At 71.9% G+C, this 2,277-nt stretch carries 3 protein-coding genes; all 3 read right to left on the bottom strand.

Annotated features, from left to right (window positions below):
• Nucleotides 1-263 (bottom strand): ATP-grasp domain-containing protein (locus ACFTZL_RS44130; RefSeq protein WP_382596060.1); only part of this gene is annotated, 263 nt, incomplete at its 3' end.
• Nucleotides 264-769: 506 nt separating this feature from the next.
• On the bottom strand, nucleotides 770-1,810 hold the full coding sequence (locus ACFTZL_RS44135; RefSeq protein ID WP_382596063.1) for a hypothetical protein: 1,041 nt from the start codon (nucleotides 1,808-1,810) through the stop codon (nucleotides 770-772).
• Between the two features lie 223 nt (nucleotides 1,811-2,033).
• Nucleotides 2,034-2,277 (bottom strand): VWA domain-containing protein (locus ACFTZL_RS44140; protein WP_382596066.1); only part of this gene is annotated, 244 nt, incomplete at its 5' end.

A 2,277-nucleotide genomic window follows, 5' to 3' on the forward strand; every position in this document is an offset into this window, starting at 1 on the left:
ACCTTGTGGACCGTGTGGCCCTTGATGTCCATGCCGAGGATGTTGGTCGCGTGCTCGACCGCCTCGTCGGTGGTCGCCGCCAGCTTCACGCCACCGGCCTTGCCACGGCCGCCGACCTTCACCTGGGCCTTGACGACGGACTTGCCACCGAGGCGCTCGGTGGCTGCGCGGGCCGCCTCAGGCGTGTCGATGACTTCACCGGCCAGCACCGGTACATCGTGCTTGGCGAAGAGGTCCCTCGCCTGGTACTCGAACAGGTCCACGCGCTTCCGTCCCTATCAGTGATCTCGCGGTTCGTTGTCTGCGTGGGCGTGCCGCGAGGGCAACGTGACGTCCGCCGTCTGTCAGTCACAAGGGAGGCGCACACGGTGTCCGAGCGCGCGGCATGTCCGTCTCGCAGGTTATCGCTGCTTGCATGAGGCCCCTAAATCGAGGGTCACACCTGAGCGGTGATACCTGTCACATGATGCCGCGCTCTCTGACACAGCGTGCCTGGAGTGAGGGGCCTCACCGGGCTGGGGTACACCCGGTGAGGCCCGCCGAACACCCCCGAAGGAGCCCAAAGGCCCAGTTCAGAGCCCTGCTCTCCGGGGGGCGGGTCGGTCGGTCCCCACCCCAATGGGGGCCGGCCGACCTCATCCACGAGGTTTCGGCCTCGGACCATCGACGGCTTTCGACCGTCCGGGCGTGAGGGCTCGCGGAGTCTCAGGGGAGGAACGCGCCCCCGCGCGACAGATCCGTACGGCGGAGGAGCGGTCGTCTGCCGCTGCTAGCCGGGAAAGACGGGAATGTCCCGGTGACTGTCCCGGGTACCGGCCACGCGGCTACGGGCGGCGACACCGCGCACGAGGCTCAGCGGAGCCCGCCGGCTCAGCGTGACGGCGTGAGTATCGCCATGACGCGGTGTGCCGCTGTCGGCCATGGAACGGTTGCAGAGCGTGCCGTCCGGACGGCCCCCGGGCACGTGGCCGACCGGGATGGCGCCTCCGACACTTGCGGACGGTCCCGGATGGGCTGCGCGTCTGACGTGGTGCGCGCGGTCGTGGTCTGCGTGGCCGCGGGCTGCGCGGTCGGCGTGCGGGGCGCGGTACTGGGCGCCGTGCGGGCCATGCGCCACGGGGTCCGCCTCCCCGGTCCGGCCCGGAGAGGCAAGGGTGTCGGACGACGGCGCCGCCATCCCGCCCGGCTGCGGATCGACCGTGACGGGCGCCGCGGGCAGGGGGTGACCCGGGAACGCCGGGTAGCCGGGAAGCCCGGGCAGCGCGGGCGCTCCCGGGGCCGCGACGTCACCATCGGGCGGAGCGGTCGGGCCCGGCAGCCCGGGCAGGTCCGGCATCGCCGGCGCGTCAGGCAGGGTCGACAGGTCGGGCAGGGTCGGCAGGTCGGGCAGGCCGGACGGCACGGGCACGGACGGTGCCTTCGGCGGTATGGGGAGCGTCGGCGCCTTCGGCGGTACGGGCACGGCCGGCACATCCGGCAGCGAGGGAGCCTTCGGCGGCGCCGGCAGCTTCGCCTGCGCCTTCGCCAACTCCCTGCCGACCGCCTCCCCCGTGTCATCCGCCAGTCGTACGGCCCGGTCGGCCGAAGCCGGCGCGTCAGGCCGAACCAGCAGCCTCTGCCCGCTGACCGACCGCCCGGCCGTACTGTCCGCCGACGCCCGCACACCGTCCGCCGCATACGCCCGCTCGCCGCACAGGAGCCCGATGAAGAGCACCCCGCCCACCAGCAGCGCCACTTGGAGCGCACGCCGCCCGGCCGCCGTGCGCAGCATGCGCAACGCGGCTCCGGACAGGGCTGCTGACGAGGACAAGAGGGGGAGCTTCCTCCCGTGCGACGGAACAAGTGCTCAACGCATCACGCGTCACGGGCAACGAGTCGGCACAACGTGACGCTGCCCGGCGCGGCGTGACGCCCTGTCGAGCAGGCGCCGATCCTCGCACGTGAGTGCGGAGGTCGCGCAAGCCCCTCTCGACTGATGGCCAGTCATATCCCTTTTGCCGGACCGAATCGGACGACGATGCGTCGACAAATCGTCACACCGCGTCCGGTATCGGCAGCGGCCGCTTCTCGATCGCCGCCGCCATCACCTCCGGGAACAGATCGGGCGTGCAGGCGAACGCCGGTGCCCCCAGCGCGGCGAGCGCGGCCGCGTGCTCCCGGTCGTACGCCGGTGCCCCCTCGTCCGAGAGCGCCAGCAACGTCACGAACTGCACCCCCGACGCCTTCATCGCCGAGACCCGCTTGAGCATCTCGTTCCGGATGCCCCCTTCGTAGAGG

Source organism: Streptomyces sp. NPDC056948 (assembly GCF_042674225.1).
GTDB lineage: Bacteria > Actinomycetota > Actinomycetes > Streptomycetales > Streptomycetaceae > Streptomyces > Streptomyces purpurascens.